Raw genomic sequence first — 15,816 nt, forward strand, 5'->3', positions numbered from 1 at the left:
CCGCGCTGTTCAGGTCATGCCGGGGGCATGACCGACCCGGCGCTCACAAGTGGGAGGGGGACTGACGTGGATCACGCGCGTTCTTCCGATCCGCTGGTCCAGGCGCAGCTCGACCGGCTGACCGCGCTCGGCCCCGGTGCCGACGTGCTCGGGCTCGACCGGATCACCCGGTTGCTGGCACGGCTCGGCGATCCGCAGCTGGCGTTGCCGCCGGTCTTCCATGTCGCGGGCACCAACGGCAAGGGATCTACCTGCGCCTTCCTGCGCACCGCGCTCGAGGCATCGGGCTACCGCGTCCATGTTTATACCAGCCCGCATCTGGTGCGCTTCAACGAGCGGATCCGTGTCGCGGGGACGCTGATCGACGATGCGGTGCTGGGGCCGTTGCTCGCCGAAGTGCTCGACAAGGGCGGCGACATCGGCGCGAGCTTCTTCGAGGTCACCACCGCGGCGGCGTTCCTCGCCTTTGCGCGTAACCCAGCCGATGCCTGCGTGATCGAGGTGGGGCTCGGCGGCCGGCTCGACGCGACCAATGTGGTGCGACCGCTGGTGACCGGGATTGCCGGGCTGGGGATCGATCACCAGGCGTTCCTGGGCAATACGCTGCTCGACATCGCGGGCGAGAAGGCAGGCATCGCCAAGGCCGGGGTGCCGCTGGTGACGCAGCGGCATGGCGCAGCGATCACCGAGCGCATCGCCGCGATCGCCGAGGCGGCAGGGGCACCGCAATTTCGCTGCAACCGCGACTGGCGGCTGCGGGTCGGCACCCGTTCCGCCAACCTGCTGTATCGCGACGAAGCCATACGCATGGTGTTGCCCGCACCCACGCTGCCGGGACCGCACCAAGCGCGCAATCTGGGGCTCGCCATCGCGATGCTGCGCCGGCAATCGGCGCTAGCCGTGCCGATCGCCGCGCTGACCGCCGCTGCACGCGACACGCGCTGGCCCGCGCGGATGCAACGGCTCGCGGCGGGGCCATTGCTCGCGCGGCTGCCCGCCGGCAGCGCGATCTGGGTCGATGGCGCGCACAACCGGTCGGCGGCGCAGTCGCTCGCGCAGACGCTGGCGATCGTCGCCGAGGGCGAACCGGTCGATGCGATCCTGGGGGTGCTCGCCAACAAGGACGCCGCCGGCATCCTGGAGGCGCTGGCGCCGCAGTTGGCGTCGGTGTGGACCGTTCCGGTGCCCGGCCACGCGCATTTTGCACCCGCCGACCTTGCCGGGCGCGCGAGCGCGCTTGGCATCGACGCGACGGCCACAGCCGATGTGCCAGCGGCGATCGACAGCCTCGGCGATCGCCGCCGCCGCGTCGTCATCCTCGGATCGCTTTATCTCGCGGGCGAAGTGCTCGCCGCCAACGACGAGCTGCCGATCTGACGCCTTATTGATATTGACTTGCAATAACCAAGCGCCGACATTGCCGCTATCGCCAGCGGAGACTCGCCTTGACCCCCACCACCCACAGCCTCGCCAGCACCCTGCCCCATCGCCAGCCCGACGATCCGGGCGCGCGGCTGTTGCTGTTCGGCATCCGCCAGATGGGCGCGCACGGGCTCAACGATGCGGCGTGCGCCCAGGCGTTCCTCACCGCCTTCGGAGTCGATTTCCGCCGTCCGCTGATCCTGCTGCGCACGATGATGCATGAAATGTCGCAGGTCGCGGCGCGGCCGATCCAGATCGCGCCCTGGTGCTGCCACCGCATGACCGGTGGCGAAGCGAGCCTGCTCACCGTGCTACGCCGGATCGACGCCAGCCCCGAAACCGCGCGCATGTTGCTCGCCGACCTGCTCGGCCTCCGCGACGCATCGAGCGTCGCGGCCACCGCGCATCTGGTGGCGCAGGCGTTCGCCGACTCAGGCCTGCCGCTCAGGTAAGGCGCGCGGCGGGCTCTTCCGGGCCTAGCACGATCGCCGGTGCCTTGGGCGCCCCCCGCCACCATTCGATCAGCACCAGCACGACCGCAACGCCGCCCAATACGGTGGTAAACAGGAAAATCTGCGCATAGCCGACACGGTCGAGCGCTTCGCCGATCGCCGCCCGCCCCAGCGCGCCGACCAGGAAGGTCATCGACGACAGCAGCGCATATTGCACCGCGCTATATTCGCGCGAGGTGATCGACGAGATATACGCGACGAAGGCGGTGCCCGCCAAACCGCCGGCGATATTCTCGCCCGAAATCGCGAGCATCAGCCGCAGCATCCGCAGGTGGACCCCAGTCTGGTCGAGCATCAGCGCGCGCGCGAAGCCATCGATCCACATGCCGCCCATCGCCAGATCGGCATAGAGCAGGTTCGATGCCGCAGCGACGATTCCACCCGCCAGCAAGGTCGGCATCCGCCCCAGCGTCGCGAGCATCAGCCCGCCGATCCCGACCCCGACGATCGTCATGATCACCCCGAACAGCTTCGAGGCGAACGCGACTTCGTCGTTCGTGTACTGCAGATATTCGAGATAGAAGGGGAAGGCGAACGGCGCCCAGATCGAATCGCTGATCCGGTAGAGCAGGATAAGCGCGAGGACAAGGAACGCCCCCCAGCGCAGCCGCTGGACGATCTCGGCCAGCGGCAGGATAAGCGCGCGATAGCAATGGTTGGCGGTGGTCTGGAGCGCACCCTGGCGCTGCTGGTCGCCGCCGTCGATGTGCGGCAGGCGGTTGGTCCAGCCGGCGATCAAGGCGGGCAGGATCACCGTGGCGATGATGATCCACGGCCCCATCGTCTGGGTGAAGACCCCCGCCGACACCGCGGTGTCGCCCGGCGCGAGCGGGCGCAGCGCCGCGACCATGAAGCTGCCGAGCGTGACGATCGCCCAGCCCCAGCAGACCGCGACGATGCCGAGCGCGATCGCCCGTTCGCGCGGGCGTGGTACCGCATGGCCCGCGAGCGGCGAGCGTTCGTCCTCGAGGTCGCGTTTGATCTCGGGGGTGAACAACGTCATCGCCAGCACGCCGAGCATCGCGAAGCCCATGCCGAAATACACCGTCGGCCAGCTCAGCCGCGCGGCCAGCACCAACGCGAGCGCGCCGCCCGACAGCGCCGCGAGCCGGTTGCCGAGCTGGTACACCGCCGAGAGCAATTCGACCGTCGCGGCCTCGTCGGCGATCTCGATCCGCCAGGCGTCCATCACCACGTCCTGCGTCGCCGACAGGAAGGCGGCGACCACCGCGATCGCCGCGAACGTCCCCATCGCGGTCAGCGGATCGGTGGCGGCGAGCATCCACAGCAGGACCGCCAGTGCGCCCTGGCACAGCACCAGCCAGGAGCGCCTGCGCCCGAGCCGCGAGAGCAACGGCAATTGCGCGCGGTCGACCAGCGGCGACCAAAGGAATTTGAAGGCATAGGCGAGCCCGATCCATGACAGCACGCCGATCGTCGCCAGGCTCACCTTCAATTCGCCGAGCCATGCGTTGAGCGTGCCGATCAGCAGCACGAACGGCAGCCCCGACCCGAACCCCAGCACCAGCATCGCCGTCGTCTTGCGGTTGCGCACCGCCGCGCGCACCAGCGCAAACCCCTTCAACTTCTCGTCCAACACCCGTCCCCGCTATGATCGGGCGAATCTAGCCGAACCTGCGAAGAAGGATAGCCGTCACGCGCCGAACCGTTCGCGGCGCGGAGCCGCCGGTAAGCGCGTGCTCAGGCGGCGCGCGCGAACAGGTTGAAGCCGGCGGGCAAGCGCTTGGGGGCGTCGCCGTCGAGCACCGCCTCGATCGCGTTGATCGCCAGCAACAGGTCGCGCTGAGGATAGGGCTTGGCGAGGCATCCCGCCGCCAGCGTCTGCGCCTCGCCGGGGCAGCTGCCGGTGACGAACAACACCTGCACCCCGCCCGCCTGCGCCGCGCGGGCGACGTCGATCCCGCTGCCATCGGCAAGGTTGAGGTCGACCAGCACCAGATGCACATCGGAATCGGCGGCGAGCATCGCGGTCGCGTCGGCGACGCTATCGAGCGTGCCGACGATCTCGAAGCCCTCGGCGGTGAGGAAATGTTCGGTGTCGAACGCAACCAGCGGCTCGTCCTCGACGATCAGGATGCGGATGATCCGCCGCTTCTTCCTCCCGAACAACATGATTTGTCTCGTTTCCCCACGCGACTCAGGCAAACACCCGCCAGTCGATCGCACAACACTTACACCGCGCTTACGATCCGCCCAATGAACGACGTCGCAATCTTTTTGCCGCGCGGGCATCGTTGGACTATCAGCGCCTGCGTGTCACAATCCAATCCCAAAGACGGCCCCAAAGAGGGACAACGTATCGCCAAGCTGCTGGCGCGTGCAGGAATCGCGTCGCGCCGCGAAATCGAGCGCATGATCGAGGAGCGGCGGATCGCGATCGACGGCGTGCCGCTCGAAACCGCGGCGACGATCATCGCCTCGCTGCGCGGCGTGACGGTCGACGGCAATCCCGTCGCCGCAGCCGAGCCCGCGCGGCTGTTCCGCTATCACAAGCCGCCGGGGCTGCTCACCGCCGAACGCGATCCCAAGGGCCGCCCGACGATCTACGACAAATTGCCGCGCGATCTGCCACGGGTCATTCCGGTCGGCCGGCTCGACCTGAATACCGAAGGGCTGTTGCTGCTAACCACCGATGGCGAGCTCAAGCGCCAGCTCGAATTGCCCGCGACCGGGGTGAAGCGCACCTATCGTGCGCGCGCCTATGGCAGCGTCAGCCAGGCGCAGCTCGAGGATCTGATCGAAGGCGTCGAGATCGAGGGCGTGCGCTATGGCTCGATCGACGCCAATCTCGAGCGGCGCACCGGGGCGAATACCTGGATCGAGATGACGCTGACCGAAGGCAAGAACCGCGAAGTCCGGCGCGTGCTCGAATATCTGGGGCTGCAGGTCTCGCGGCTGATCCGCACCAGCTATGGCCCGATCCCGCTCGCCAACATGCCAGCGGGAATGGTCGACGAGATCCGCCAGCACGATCTGGTCGCGTTCCGCCGTGAGCTGAAGCTGCCTGCGGCAGCGCGCAGCGATCAGCCGCTCGACATCAAGCCGCGCGCGCAAAAGGCGCGGCCGATCGAACTCGCGCCGGCCCCTGCGCGCCGCGAACCCGAAGGTCGCCGCAAGGTCGCCGCGCCCGCCACGCCGCGCCCGGCACGGACGCCGACCTATGCGGTCGAGGCCCCCCGCCCCTCGCGGCCCGAGCGCCCGGGTGCGAGCGATCGCCGCGACGAGCGGATCGAGCGCACCAACGCCCCGCTCACCCCCGCCGATCGCGCGCGCAACGCCCGTGCGCGCGCCAAGGCCGAGCGTACCGAACAAATGGAAACCGACCGCCGCATGCTCGCCCCCAAGCCGAAGCGGAATACCGGCACCGCGCGCCCGTCGCGCCCTCCGCCCGCGCCGCGCGCCGCAGCTGGTCCGCGCACCCCGGCTGGCCCACGCGCTGCCGGTCCGCGAAGCTCGGAAGGGCCGCGGACGCCGACCGGCCCGCGTGGTCCGGCACCCAAGCGCCCCGGTGGCGGCAATCGTTCGCGTAAGGGCTGAACACTATGCGTATCATCTCAGGGCTGTATCGCGGCCGTCCGCTCGTCGCGCCCAAGGGCGACGACACCCGCCCCACCGCCGATCGCGTGCGCGAGGCGTTGTTCTCGATGCTCGCCAGCCGCCTCGGCAGCTTCGACGAGCTCGCGGTCGCCGACCTGTTCGCGGGATCGGGCGCGCTGGGGTTCGAGGCGCTGTCGCGCGGCGCGGCATCGTGCCTGTTCGTCGAGCAGGACAAGGCGGCGCTCGACGCATTACGCGCCAACGCGACCAAATTGGGGGTAAAGCCCGACATTCGCGCGCAATCGGTGTTGACGCTCGGGCCGGCGGTGAAGCCGCTCGACGTGATCCTGATGGACCCGCCCTACGGCACCGGCGCGGGCGTGGTCGCGCTCGACCGGCTGCAGCGGCTCGGCTGGACCGGCCCCGCGACCTGGATCAGCATCGAAACCGGGCATACCGAAAAGGTCGAGGTCGCCGGCTTCGAGATCGATGCCGACCGCAAGCACGGCAAGGCTAAGCTGACGCTGCTTCGCCCTGTAGCCTGACGCCAGCCGCGTCGTTCATCGCGCGCTAACCCATTGAAGCGTATCGCTGGCCGCGGTGTAACGCGTGACGGGGATCGACGATGGTCAGGCATCGCAAATATCGGATCGGCAGCGCGCTGCTGATGGTGGCGGGGGCGGGCGTGCTGCTCGCCTTCATCCAGCCGAGCGGCGCACCCGGCAGGACGATCGGTGAGCGCTGGGACGCGATCACCCGCAGCGCCGGCGAATATCTCCGCCAGCCGGTCTAGTCCGGCTCAGCCGTTGCCGGTCGCGCGCACCAGCGTGAGCAACAGCCAATACAGCCCGCCCGACAGCAGCATCGCCACCGGCAGGGTCAGCACCCACGCCAGCGCCATGTTGCGGATCGTGCGCGCCTGCAGCCCCTGCCCGTTGGCGACCGCCGCGCCCGCGACCCCGGAAGACAGGATGTGCGTCGTCGATACCGGCAGCCCGAAGCGATCGGCGGCGAGGATCGTGCACGCCGCGACCAGCTCGGCCGACGCGCCCATCCCATAGGTCAGATGCGCCTTGCCGATCTTCTCACCGACGGTGATGACGATCCGCTTCCACCCGACCATCGTTCCAAGCCCGAGCGCCAGCGCGACGGTGATCTTCACCCACAAGGGAATGAAGCGCGTGCCGGCTTCGAGCTGGTCCTGATAGGCGTCGATCGCGGCGATCTCGGGTACCGAAAAGCGGCGCGGCGCCGAATCGGCCTTGAGCGCGAGCTTCGAGGTGTCGAGCGCGAGATACATGTCGCCGCGCAGATTGGGGGTCGCCTGCGCCGGCACTCGCGCGAGGGCGCCATAGCCCGCGACCTGCTCGCTGACGTCGCGCGAGATCACCCCGAGCGCGGCATAGGTTTCGGGCCGCTCGACATCGCGCGTCTGCAACGCTCGGGTCAGGATCGCGCGGGCGTTGGCGATCGGCAGCGGGGTGGCGAGCCCGCCCTTGCTTTCGAACACCGCAGCGGCGCGATCGGCGGTGGCGACGAACGCCGGCGTCGCGCTTTCGGGCATCGTGCGGTTGAGCGCATAGGCGGTGGGGGCACATCCGATCAGGATCAGCATGATCAGCCCCATGCCCTTCTGCCCGTCGTTGCTGCCATGGCTGAACGACACCGCGGTGCAAGTGAAGATCAGCAGCGCGCGGATACCGCGTGGCGGCGGCGCGTCGCGCTCGGGAGCGCTGTAGAGCTTGGGGTTCTTGAGCACCGCGCGCATCACCAGCAGCAGCAGCAGCGCGGCGAAGAAGCCGATCAGCGGCGCGATCGCCAAGCCGGTCAGCACCTTCTGCGCCTGGCTCCAGTCGACCCCCGAGGTGCCGCCGGTCGACCCCGCGGTCATCAGCTGGTTGGCGAAGCCTACCCCCAGCACCGATCCGATCAGCGTGTGGCTCGACGAATTGGGCAGCCCGACATACCAGGTGGCGAGGTTCCACAGCACCGCGGCGAGCAGTAGCGCGAAGATCATTGCGAACCCAGCGCTCGACCCGACATTGAGCAGCAGATCGACCGGCAACAGCGTGATGATCGCATAGGCGACCGCGCCCGACGACAACATCACGCCGAGGAAGTTGAAGAAGCCCGACCAGATCACCGCCAGACTGGCGGGCATCGCATTGGTGTAGATGACCGTCGCCACCGCGTTGGCGGTGTCGTGGAAGCCGTTCACGAATTCGAACCCGAGCGCGATCACCAGCGCGAGCGCGAGGAACGCGAACGCGCCGATCGCCAGTTCCTCGCCCACCCCTTGCGTGTCGATCAGCACGCTGGCGCAGGCATAGACGAAGCCGCCCAGCAGCAGCCCGAAGAAGATCAGCCGCGCAAAGGGATGCGGCTTGGCATCGAGCGACGGCCCCGCGGGCGCGCGATCGAGGGACTCATGGGGATCTAGCGCGATGGTAGCCATTGCGCGCCTTTGGGTAGGCAATGTGACGGGTTGATGACAGCGACGCGAGCGGGGCGTGCGCCCCGCCCCCCGCGGCTATCGCCGGCGCAGCGCCCAATCGAGCCCTGCTCCCAGATGCTGGAGATACCAGGGCTCGCTATAGCTTGCGTCGGCGTGGCCCATCGCGGTGTAGAACACCCGGCCCCCTTCGAATTCATGCGCCCATGCCGCGGGATTGGGGTTCGCGTCCTTCTCGCCGATCGAAACCGGATCGAAGGTCGCCAGCAGATCGACCGTGGGATCGAAATCCTTGAAGTAATACCATTCGTCGGCGCGGCGCTGCTTACCGGTCATGCCCCCGGCGGCGGGGTGCTTCGAATCGACGATCGTCACGTCGCCGGTCGGCGTTCCCCGCGGATGGCTTTCGAACCAGCCGCCGATCATCTGCCCGTACCAGGGCCAGGCAAGATGCGAATCGGCGGCACCATGTACCGCGACGATCCCCCCACCGCCGCGCACGAACGCCTGCAGCGCGGCGCGACGGTCACCCACCAGCCATTCGGACGCGGGATCGGCGGGGTTGGTGGTGCTGCTGAGGAAGACGATCGCGTCGATGTCCTTCAGCTTTTGCGGGCTGAAGATCGCCGGGTCTTCGCTCGCGATGACGGTGAAGTCGCGCTGCGTCCCCATCCGCTTCAGCGCCGCGACCCCCGCCTCGATCGAGGCGTGGCGGTATCCCGTGGTATGCGAAAACACGAGCACACGCGCGGGCGCGGCGAAAGCGTCGGTCGGCAGCAGCACGATCGACAGGAACAACAGCACCAGCCGGTACAATGTCATAGAGGATATTCCTTCATTCCCGGGGTGAGCTTGGGGTTGCAGCAGGCTTGGCTTCATTCGAAGGGCGGAAAGCGCTCGAACGCAGGCAAGGCCTCGACGCCCTGCATCCAGCCGATCCGTTCGGCGACCTGGATGTGCGACTGCGCGGGGATCGCGTCGGGATCGTCGAGCGTGCCGGTCTGTACGTCGACCAGCCCGGGCAGCATCGCTTCGTTGCGATAGAACAGCCCGGTGCCACAGGTGCCGCAAAATTCGCGGCGACCATCGGCAGAGGAGGCATAGGTCCTGGGCTCGCCGCTTATTTGTAGCTGGTCGGCTGGCAGCATCGCCCACCCCACCATCGGCGCGCCAGCCGATCGCCGGCAATCGGCGCAATGGCAAAGCGCGTGGTGCAGCACCTCAGCCGGCATCGCATAGGAAATCGCGCCGCAATGGCATCTTCCGGTCAGCATCACCCTCTCCCAACAACGCTGTGCGGCGGGCGTATCATCGCCCTGCCCCCGCGCCAATCCCGAAACGCTTGCCCCGCGATGCGCCGTTCCCTACCTGTTCACCGATGTCGCTCCCCCAACCAAGCCCCGACGATCCGCCCTATCTGCGCGGCCTGAACACGCCGCAGCGCCAGGCGGTGCTCACCACCGACGGCCCAGTACTGGTGCTCGCGGGCGCGGGCACCGGCAAGACCGCGGCGCTCACCGCGCGGCTGGCGCACCTGCTCTACACCCGCAAGGCATGGCCGTCGGAGATCCTGGCGGTCACCTTCACCAACAAGGCCGCGCGCGAGATGCGCGAGCGCGTCGGGCGGCTGGTCGGCGACGCGGTCGAGGGGATGCCGTGGCTCGGCACCTTCCATTCGATCGGTGCCAAGATGGTGCGCCGCCATGCCGAGCTGATCGGGCTGCAGAGCAACTTCACCATCCTCGATACCGACGACCAGTTGCGGCTGATGAAGCAGCTGATCGCCGCCGCCGATCTCGACGAGAAACGCTGGCCCGCGCGCCAATTGGGCGGGCTGATCGACGGGTGGAAGAACAAGGGGATGACCCCCAAGGACCTCGACGCGGGCGAGGCCGAATTATTCGCCAACGGGCGCGGCCAGGAGCTGTACGCCGCCTATCAGGCACGGCTGCTCGCACTCAACGCCTGCGATTTCGGCGATCTGCTGCTCCACGCGCTGGTGCTGCTCAGGACGCATCGCGAAGTGCTCGAACAATATCAGCAACGCTTCCGCTACATGCTGGTGGACGAATATCAGGACACCAACAGCGTCCAATATCTGTGGCTGCGGCTGCTGGCGCAGGCGCGCAAGAACCTGTGCTGCGTCGGCGACGACGACCAGTCGATCTATTCTTGGCGCGGTGCGCAGGTCGAGAACATCCTGAAGTTCGAGCGCGACTTTCCCGGCGCGGCTGTGATCAAGCTCGAGCAGAATTACCGTTCGACCGGGCATATCCTGGCCGCGGCATCGGGGGTGATCGCGCATAATGGCGGGCGGCTGGGCAAGACGCTGTGGACCGAGGCGAACGAGGGCGAAAAGGTCCGCGTCGTCGGCGTCTGGGACGGCCCCGAGGAAGCGCGGCGTGTCGGCGAGCAGATCGAGGGCGAGATGCGCCCAAGAAACGGAGAGGGCGGGCTCAGCCTCAACGACGTCGCGATCCTGGTTCGCGCGCAGCACCAGACCCGCGAGTTCGAGGATCGCTTCATCGCGATCGGCATGCCGTATCGAATCGTCGGCGGCTTCCGCTTCTATGAACGCGCCGAAATCCGCGATGCGCTGGCATATCTGCGCGTCGTCTCGCAGCCCGGCGACGATCTGGCGTTCGAACGGATCGTCAACGTCCCCAAGCGCGGCCTGGGCGACAAGGCGGTGCAGAAGGTCCACCAGCTCGCGCGGGCGGAGGGTATTCCGCTCACCACCGCCGCCGCGCGAATCCTCGACACCGACGAACTTACCCCGCAGGCGCGGCGATCGCTCGGCAATCTCGTGGGCGACATGGCACGCTGGCGCGCGATGGCGGGCGAATTGCCGCATGCCGAGCTGGCGCGGCAGTTGCTCGACGAGAGCGGCTATACCGCGATGCTACAGGCCGAAAAGTCGGTCGAGGCGGCGGGTCGGCTCGAGAACCTGACCGAATTGGTGCGCGCGATGGAGGAATATGAAAGCCTCGGCGCGTTCCTCGAGCATGTCAGCCTGGTGATGGACAATGAGAATCGCCAGCAGGACGCGCAGGTGACGATCATGACGATCCACGCCGCCAAGGGCCTCGAATACGACACGGTGTTCCTGGTCGGGTGGGAGGAAGGCATCTTCCCCTCGCAGCGCGCGCTCGACGAAGGCGGGCTGGCGAGCCTCGAGGAGGAACGCCGCCTCGCCTATGTCGCGATCACCCGCGCGCGGCGAAAGGCGACGATCCTCCACGCCGCCAACCGCCGTATCTATGGCCAATGGACGTCCAGCCTGCCCTCGCGCTTCGTCGAGGAGCTGCCGCCCGAGCATATCGAGGCCGAAACGACGATGTCGGGGGGCGAAAGCCTGTGGCGCGCCAATTGGAGCGAGAATGCCGATCCGTTTTCGGACGTTGCGCGCGGATCGGGGCGCGGGCCCGGCTGGCAGCGCGCGGCGTCGACGGGGACATTCGTTCGCGAGCCGACGCGGATCATCGAGGCGCGAGCGTCTGCGGTAAGCCTTGGCAACAAGGGGCGCAGCGACGTCTCGGTGGGGTTGCGCGTGTTCCACCAGAAATTCGGCTATGGCAGCATCGCCGAGATCGAGGGCAACAAGCTCGAGATCGATTTCGAGACCGCGGGGCGCAAGCGGGTGATGGACAGCTTTGTGACGGTGGGGTGAGGCGGTCCTGCTGCAACCGTTCGTCCTGAGTAGCCATTGAGCTTGTCGAAATGGCGTATCGAAGGACCGGTGCGCTTGAGGTTAAGTCCTTCGATACGGGCCTTCGCCTCCGCTCAGTCCCTACTCAGGACGAACGGGGGGGAGAAGACGGAGCGGCACCCATGCCCCAACCCCCAACCGTTCGTCCTGAGTAGCCGCTGAGCCCGTCGAAGCGGCGTATCGAAGGACCCGCCCGCTTGGGGCAAAGTCCTTCGATACGGGCCTTCGCCTTAGCTCAATCCCTACTCAGGACGAACGGGGGGGAAGACGGGACGGCACCCATGCCCCAAATCCCAACCGTTCGTCCTGAGTAGCCGCTGAGCCCGTCGAACCGGCGTATCGAAGGACCGGCCCGTTTGAGCCACCTTCCCGCGACACGACCGCCGCCAAACTCACGCCAGCATGCGCACCTTGGGCTCGCGATCATAGAACCGACGCGCCGCCGCCTTTACGAAATCGCCGCCCAGCCCGGTGACCCCGGCATCGGCCTCGACCCCCGCCTTGTCGAGCAACGGCTTGGCCGCATCGCTCGCGCCGATCGCCTTGAGATGCCCGAACGCATCCATCGCGAATTGCACCGCCGCGGCTTCCTTGAGCAGCATCGCGGTGCCCTGCGCCGACAGCACCAGCGCCACCGCATCGAACAGCTGCGAGGGCATGCCCGCAAGCTGACCGTCCGCCTTGCGCTTCGATCCATCGGCGAGCGTCGCGCCGCCGACCTTGGGCGCGACCAGCACCGCCTTGGCACCTTCGGCCTCGATCGCGGCGACCAGCGCGTCGATCTCCGACCCGTCGCTGCCATCGGCGATCAGGATGCCGACTGCGCGACCCTTGAGCATCGGCTTCATGTTCTTGTGGATCGACAAGGCGTCCGACGGCTTCATGTCGACCGGCTCGCGCGCAGCCTGTGCCTTTGCGGGCAAGTCGATGCCAAGGCCATCGGCAACGCGCTGTGCCAGTTCCTCATCGACGTTGCGCAAGTTTGCGACCATCCGCGGGCGGATCGCCTCCAACCCGACCTTCGAGAGCTCGAACACGAAGGACGAGGCGATATGCGCCTGCTCGTGCGCGTCCTGCGATTTCCAGAACAGCCGTGCCTGGCTGTAATGATCGGCGAACAGCTCGGCGCGGATGCGCAGCTTCTCGCCCTGCTCGTCGTCGCCGGTGATCGCGTTGGTGGTCGCGAAGCCGCGCGTCGGGCTTTCGCGCGGGCCGCCATCCTCGCCGAACTCGGCCAGGCTGTTGGGCTCGTAATTGGCGCGGCCCTTGGGGACGTGGGTCTGCATCTTGCCGTCGCGCTGGAAGTTGCCGAACGGGCAGCGGGGGGCATTGATCGGAATCTGGTGGAAGTTGGTGGTGCCCAGCCGCGAATTCTGCGTGTCGAGATAGCTGAACAGCCGCCCCTGGAGCAGCGGATCGTTCGAGAAATCGATACCCGGCACGATGTTGGTCGGCAAAAACGCGACCTGCTCGGTCTCGGCGAAGAAATTGTCGACGTTGCGGTTGAGCGTGAGCTTGCCGATGATCCGGACGGGGACGTCTTCCTCGGGGATCAGCTTGGTCGCGTCGAGCACGTCATAGGGCTGCGCGCGCGCGAAGGCTTCGTCGAACACCTGGATGCCCAATTCCCATTCGGGGAAGCTGCCGGTGTCGATCGCTTCCCATAGGTCACGGCGCTGATAGTCGTTGTCGGCGGCCTGGAGCTTGAGCGCTTCGTCCCAGATCGTCGATTGCAGGCCGAGCACCGGCTTCCAGTGGAACTTCACGAAGCTCGACTTGCCCTCGGCATTGACCAGCTGGAAGGTGTGGACGCCGAAGCCTTCCATCGTGCGGAAGCTGCGCGGCAGCGTCCGGTCGGACATCGCCCACATCAGCATGTGCGTCGATTCGGGCATCAGGCTCGCCCAATCCCAGAAGGTATCGTGCGCGCTGCCCGCCTGCGGATAGGCGCGATCGGCCTCCATCTTCACCGCGTGGACCAGGTCGGGGAATTTGATCGCGTCCTGAATGAAGAACACCGGGATGTTGTTGCCAACCAGATCCCAATTGCCTTCCTTGGTGTAGAATTTCACCGCGAAGCCGCGCACGTCGCGCGGGGTGTCTACCGATCCGGCACCACCCGCGACGGTCGAGAAGCGAACGAACACCTCGGTCTGCTCGCCCTTGGCGAAGACCGCAGCGCGCGACAGGTCGGAAATGTCGGCGGTGGCTTCGAACACGCCGTGTGCGCCCGACCCGCGGGCGTGGACGATCCGCTCGGGGATCCGCTCGTGATCGAAGTGGAAGATCTTTTCGCGCAGCACGAAGTCTTCGAGCAGCGTGGGGCCGCGCTTGCCCGATTTCAGGCTGTTCTGGTTGTCGCTGATCGGCACGCCGTGATTGGTGGTCAGCACCGGCGTATCGCCTGCCGCCTGCTGGTGGGTTTCGCCGCCGTTGCCGTGGACGATCTTCGTATCACTCATATATTCGCTTTCCTGATTCGTGCGTTAAACGCACGAATCAGCAAAAGCGGCACAGTCAGAAGGATTTAAATCGGCAGCGCTGGCGGGCGGCTGACGATCGGGTCAGTCGGGCTCGACTGCGAGCAATATCTCGCCGCCATATTTGGCATCGCCCGGCTGGAACATCTCGCTGACGAAGAATTTCTCGTCGGTGCGCTGCAGATTGCCCAGGCCGATCAGCTTGAACGTTCCGAGCTTCACCTCGCGCGGGGGTGCATCGTTCAGCCGCAGCGTCACCGCATCGACGAACATGTCGCCATGGCGGGTCCACATCGCGTGCGGCGCCAGGATGATCTCGGTGCGGTTGTAGGTCGCCGACACGCAGGTCTTGCGCACGATCGCTTCGAAGATCGTGGGCGCGGGGCCGGCAGGTGCTGCGACTTCGTCGTCTGCGGGAAGCTTCATGACATCCATGCTATACCTTCATGTTGCATCGCAGCAAGAACCAAAAAGGGCAGGCGTGGTTCCGCATAGCATAATCGCGCGTTGATCGGCGGCAGCTTTTGCACAGGAGATGATCATGAGCGACCAACCGCACGAAACGCCCGACGGCGAAGCGAACGACAACAAGCCGGCGCCGATCGGCGAGCCCGACAGTCAGGTGCCCGCCCCCGGCACCCACCGTGACGAACCGCCGGGCGGCGATACCGAGGGACAGCCCGACTACGGCGGCAACTGACGATCGCGCGATGCCGGGTGCGCTGGCGGACCATTGCGGACCGTCGCGGAACGCCCGGCGCCGCAGCCCGTTTGCCGGGTTCGAACATCAGGAGAATGACCATGCCCTATGTCAAAACCCGCGACGGCACCGATCTGTACGTCAAGGATTGGGGCAGCGGCCGGCCCGTCGTGCTGATCCATGGCTGGCCGCTGTCGGCGGACAGCTGGGACCCGCAGGCGATGGCGCTCGCCGAGGCGGGGCACCGCGTGATCGCCTATGATCGCCGCGGCTTCGGCCGGTCGAGCCAGCCGTGGAGCAGCTATGATTACGACACGCTCTCGGACGATCTTGCCGATGTGATGGCGGCGGCGGGCGTCACCGATGGCGCGGCGATCATCGGCTTCTCGATGGGCGGCGGCGAAGTCGCGCGCTATATGTCGCGGCATGGCGGCAAGGGAGTCGCGATGACCGGGCTGATCGGATCGGTGGTTCCTGGCATGCTCAGGACCGAGGCGAACCCGCACGGCGTTCCGCCTGAGGAACTCGACAAGATCGGCGCGCAGATCGCGACCGACCGCGCCAAGTTCTTCGGCTCGTTCCTGCGCGATTTCTATGGCGTCGGGCTGATGTCGCACCCGGTGAGCGAGGAAACGGTGAACGCGTCGTGGAACGTCGCGATGCAGGCCAGCCTGAAGGCGACGCTCGAATGCGCGAAGTCGTTCGGCACCACTGATTTCGTCCCCGACCTTGCCGCCTTCACCGTGCCCACGCTGGTGGTGCACGGCACCGCCGACGCGACGGTGCCGATCGGCGCGACCGCGCACCGGGTGAAGGAGCATGTCCCGAGCGCGCAGCTGGTCGAATATGCGGGCGCCCCGCACGGGCTGTTCGCGACGCATGGCAACCGCCTCACCAAGGATCTGCTGACCTTCCTCGGCGGCTGACGGCTCGCCTTAAGTGGCGGCGGGGAAAGGCGGTTTGCCAAGCCAGCCTTTACCCCG

The 15,816-nt window shown here is 67.1% G+C and carries 15 protein-coding genes; 8 read left to right on the top strand and 7 right to left on the bottom strand.

Annotation, left to right across the window (positions count from 1 at the left end; genetic code table 11):
* The first annotated feature begins 66 nt into the window (after positions 1-66).
* Both NMP03_RS05745 and NMP03_RS05750 read left to right on the top strand, forming a co-directional pair.
* Positions 67-1,377: a bifunctional folylpolyglutamate synthase/dihydrofolate synthase gene (locus NMP03_RS05745; RefSeq protein WP_256507540.1), complete on the top strand. Its 1,311-nt coding sequence runs from the start codon at positions 67-69 to the stop codon at positions 1,375-1,377.
* A 68-nt stretch (positions 1,378-1,445) separates the two neighbouring features.
* Positions 1,446-1,874, top strand: coding sequence for a DUF6628 family protein (locus NMP03_RS05750; RefSeq protein ID WP_256507541.1), 429 nt, complete (start codon positions 1,446-1,448; stop codon positions 1,872-1,874).
* Here NMP03_RS05750 and NMP03_RS05755 read toward each other — a convergent pair.
* Positions 1,867-3,531, bottom strand: a complete 1,665-nt coding sequence (locus NMP03_RS05755; RefSeq protein WP_319937626.1) for an AmpG family muropeptide MFS transporter — start codon at positions 3,529-3,531, stop codon at positions 1,867-1,869. The genes NMP03_RS05750 and NMP03_RS05755 overlap by 8 nt on opposite strands.
* Positions 3,532-3,635: 104 nt before the next feature.
* On the bottom strand, positions 3,636-4,067 hold the full coding sequence (locus tag NMP03_RS05760; protein ID WP_256507542.1) for a response regulator: 432 nt from the start codon (positions 4,065-4,067) through the stop codon (positions 3,636-3,638).
* 141 nt (positions 4,068-4,208) lie between these two features.
* On the opposite strand from NMP03_RS05760, the gene NMP03_RS05765 reads away from it, so the two are divergent.
* The 3 genes from NMP03_RS05765 (at position 4,209) to NMP03_RS05775 (ending at position 6,285) form a co-directional block, all read left to right on the top strand.
* A complete protein-coding gene (locus NMP03_RS05765) occupies positions 4,209-5,492 on the top strand; it encodes a pseudouridine synthase (RefSeq protein WP_256507543.1) in 1,284 nt (427 codons plus the stop codon).
* 5 nt (positions 5,493-5,497) lie between these two features.
* Positions 5,498-6,037: a 16S rRNA (guanine(966)-N(2))-methyltransferase RsmD gene (gene rsmD, locus NMP03_RS05770; protein WP_256507544.1), complete on the top strand. Its 540-nt coding sequence runs from the start codon at positions 5,498-5,500 to the stop codon at positions 6,035-6,037.
* 80 nt (positions 6,038-6,117) lie between these two features.
* Positions 6,118-6,285, top strand: a complete 168-nt coding sequence (locus NMP03_RS05775) for a hypothetical protein (RefSeq protein WP_256507545.1) — start codon at positions 6,118-6,120, stop codon at positions 6,283-6,285.
* Between the two features lie 6 nt (positions 6,286-6,291).
* On the opposite strand, the gene NMP03_RS05780 is transcribed toward NMP03_RS05775, so the two are convergent.
* The 3 genes from NMP03_RS05780 to NMP03_RS05790 form a co-directional block, all read right to left on the bottom strand.
* Positions 6,292-7,947, bottom strand: coding sequence for an inorganic phosphate transporter (locus NMP03_RS05780; RefSeq protein ID WP_256507546.1), 1,656 nt, complete (start codon positions 7,945-7,947; stop codon positions 6,292-6,294).
* A 75-nt stretch (positions 7,948-8,022) separates the two neighbouring features.
* Positions 8,023-8,766 (bottom strand): ThuA domain-containing protein, encoded by a 744-nt coding sequence (locus NMP03_RS05785; protein ID WP_256507547.1) that lies wholly within the window; start codon positions 8,764-8,766, stop codon positions 8,023-8,025.
* A 53-nt stretch (positions 8,767-8,819) separates the two neighbouring features.
* Entirely contained in the window at positions 8,820-9,218 is a 399-nt protein-coding gene (locus tag NMP03_RS05790; RefSeq protein ID WP_256507548.1) for a GFA family protein, read from the bottom strand.
* 104 nt (positions 9,219-9,322) lie between these two features.
* On the opposite strand from NMP03_RS05790, the gene NMP03_RS05795 reads away from it, so the two are divergent.
* A complete protein-coding gene (locus tag NMP03_RS05795; RefSeq protein WP_256507549.1) occupies positions 9,323-11,614 on the top strand; it encodes an ATP-dependent helicase in 2,292 nt (763 codons plus the stop codon).
* A gap of 431 nt (positions 11,615-12,045) precedes the next feature.
* Here the strand turns inward: NMP03_RS05795 and NMP03_RS05800 are convergent, their stop codons facing one another.
* Entirely contained in the window at positions 12,046-14,115 is a 2,070-nt protein-coding gene (locus NMP03_RS05800) for a catalase (protein ID WP_256507550.1), read from the bottom strand.
* A gap of 102 nt (positions 14,116-14,217) precedes the next feature.
* Positions 14,218-14,559: a hypothetical protein gene (locus NMP03_RS05805; RefSeq protein ID WP_256507551.1), complete on the bottom strand. Its 342-nt coding sequence runs from the start codon at positions 14,557-14,559 to the stop codon at positions 14,218-14,220.
* 115 nt (positions 14,560-14,674) lie between these two features.
* Between NMP03_RS05805 and NMP03_RS05810 the strand changes: the two genes are divergently transcribed.
* Together NMP03_RS05810 and NMP03_RS05815 are read left to right on the top strand one after the other, a co-directional pair.
* Positions 14,675-14,833 carry a hypothetical protein gene (locus NMP03_RS05810; RefSeq protein WP_256507552.1) on the top strand — a complete coding sequence of 53 codons (159 nt, stop codon included), beginning with the start codon at positions 14,675-14,677 and terminating at the stop codon, positions 14,831-14,833.
* A gap of 101 nt (positions 14,834-14,934) precedes the next feature.
* Entirely contained in the window at positions 14,935-15,759 is an 825-nt protein-coding gene (locus NMP03_RS05815; protein ID WP_256507553.1) for an alpha/beta fold hydrolase, read from the top strand.
* The last annotated feature ends 57 nt before the right edge of the window (positions 15,760-15,816 follow it).

The organism is Sphingomonas qomolangmaensis, assembly GCF_024496245.1.
GTDB lineage: Bacteria > Pseudomonadota > Alphaproteobacteria > Sphingomonadales > Sphingomonadaceae > Sphingomonas > Sphingomonas qomolangmaensis.

Bases quoted from the DNA above. Each gene is read 5' to 3' on its own strand.
- NMP03_RS05760 (WP_256507542.1), bottom strand. From the start codon at position 4,067: ATGTTGTTCGGGAGGAAGAAGCGGCGGATCATCCGCATCCTGATCGTC.
- rsmD (WP_256507544.1), top strand. From the start codon at position 5,498: ATGCGTATCATCTCAGGGCTGTATCGCGGCCGTCCGCTCGTCGCGCCC.
- NMP03_RS05775 (WP_256507545.1), top strand. From the start codon at position 6,118: ATGGTCAGGCATCGCAAATATCGGATCGGCAGCGCGCTGCTGATGGTG.
- NMP03_RS05780 (WP_256507546.1), bottom strand. From the start codon at position 7,947: ATGGCTACCATCGCGCTAGATCCCCATGAGTCCCTCGATCGCGCGCCC.
- NMP03_RS05785 (WP_256507547.1), bottom strand. From the start codon at position 8,766: ATGACATTGTACCGGCTGGTGCTGTTGTTCCTGTCGATCGTGCTGCTG.
- NMP03_RS05790 (WP_256507548.1), bottom strand. From the start codon at position 9,218: ATGCTGACCGGAAGATGCCATTGCGGCGCGATTTCCTATGCGATGCCG.
- NMP03_RS05795 (WP_256507549.1), top strand. From the start codon at position 9,323: ATGTCGCTCCCCCAACCAAGCCCCGACGATCCGCCCTATCTGCGCGGC.
- NMP03_RS05800 (WP_256507550.1), bottom strand. From the start codon at position 14,115: ATGAGTGATACGAAGATCGTCCACGGCAACGGCGGCGAAACCCACCAG.
- NMP03_RS05805 (WP_256507551.1), bottom strand. From the start codon at position 14,559: ATGAAGCTTCCCGCAGACGACGAAGTCGCAGCACCTGCCGGCCCCGCG.
- NMP03_RS05810 (WP_256507552.1), top strand. From the start codon at position 14,675: ATGAGCGACCAACCGCACGAAACGCCCGACGGCGAAGCGAACGACAAC.
- NMP03_RS05815 (WP_256507553.1), top strand. From the start codon at position 14,935: ATGCCCTATGTCAAAACCCGCGACGGCACCGATCTGTACGTCAAGGAT.